General features: G+C 60.5%; 1 protein-coding gene. It reads right to left on the reverse strand.

The features are described from left to right. Positions 1 to 1,267 (reverse strand): ATP-binding protein (locus ABT116_RS47295; RefSeq protein ID WP_502984087.1); only part of this gene is annotated, 1,267 nt, incomplete at its 3' end. Positions 1,268 to 1,282: the final 15 nt, after the last annotated feature.

A 1,282-nucleotide genomic window follows, 5' to 3' on the forward strand; every position in this document is an offset into this window, starting at 1 on the left:
GCCGACGATCCCGAGAGTTCCCAGCGCAAAAAGCCTGGAACATCACTTCGTGGGCGGGCACGGTGATCGCGAGAGTCTCTTCGTTGCACTCCACAGAGCGATCGAGGGCCCCCGAAAGGAAGTATGCGATCCCCAGAGTGTCCAGGCCGATCACCACATGCAGCAGATTCTTGTCGAGTCGAAACAGCGTCAACGCGGATTCCAGCTTGGCTGTAGCGGTATCGAAGTTGCCCCCGAATGTATCGACGTATCCGTCACCCCATGCCGCCAGACCGCGTGAGCGTACGTCCGCCAAGGCGTTCGCCAGGCGCCAACTCTCGTCGACCAGCTCTTCTGCCCGTTCGAGCTCACCCTGCATCGCGTGATTCACGGCGTCGATGGCCAAGACATCCACTCGGAACGGGTCCAGCTCCCGATCCGCTGTATTCAGGGCTCGATCCGTCCAATAGCGCGCCTGCACAAGCAATCCACTTGCAAGCCAGAATCTGTACAACGCACCGACCATTCGCGTTGCAGATCGCGCCTCTCCCGCAGTGGAGATCGAGAATTCCAACGCGTCGTTGACGTTGCGCTGTTCACGACCCAGCCTTGCCATCCACGCCGCTTGCCGGTCACTGATCCACTCGGCTTCCGCACGAACGACCAGCGCTTCGAACCAATCACGGTGACGCCGTCGAAGTTCCACGAAATCACTCGAGATCTCGGCCTTCTCGCGTCCGTACTCCCGCAGGAGGTCTAGCAGGTGATAGCGAACAGTGCCGTCGACCTCCTCACGAATGAGGATGGACTTCTCGACCAACGCAGTGACGAGATCGAGCACCTCGGTCGAACTCGAATCCTGCCCGCATACGCCTTCGGCCGCGTCCAGTTCGAACCCGCCGGAAAATACGGTCAGCCGACCCCACAACTGCTGCTCCGGAGGTGAGCACAAGTCGTAGCTCCAATCGATCGACAATCGGAGGGTCTGCTGGCGACTCGGTACACCACGTCCACCGGAAGTCAAAAGGCGGTAACGATCCGAGAGCCGATCCATGATCTGCTCAGCAGACATACCACGCAGGCGAGCGGCCGCCAACTCGATCGGGAGTGGGAGTCCATCCAGGTCGTGACAGATATGAGCAACGGCGCGCTTGTTCTCCTCGGTGAGGGTGAAACCTGGCACGACAGAAGCCGCACGCTCGGTGAACAGCGACACGGATTCGTACTGGGCAAGTCCCTCGAATTCGCGCGGCTGTTGCTGCGGTGTGGTGAGCGAGGGAACGCGCATCGTCACCTCACCACC

Origin of the sequence: Streptomyces sp. NPDC002130 (assembly GCF_040296465.1) — a bacterium.
GTDB lineage: Bacteria > Actinomycetota > Actinomycetes > Streptomycetales > Streptomycetaceae > Streptomyces.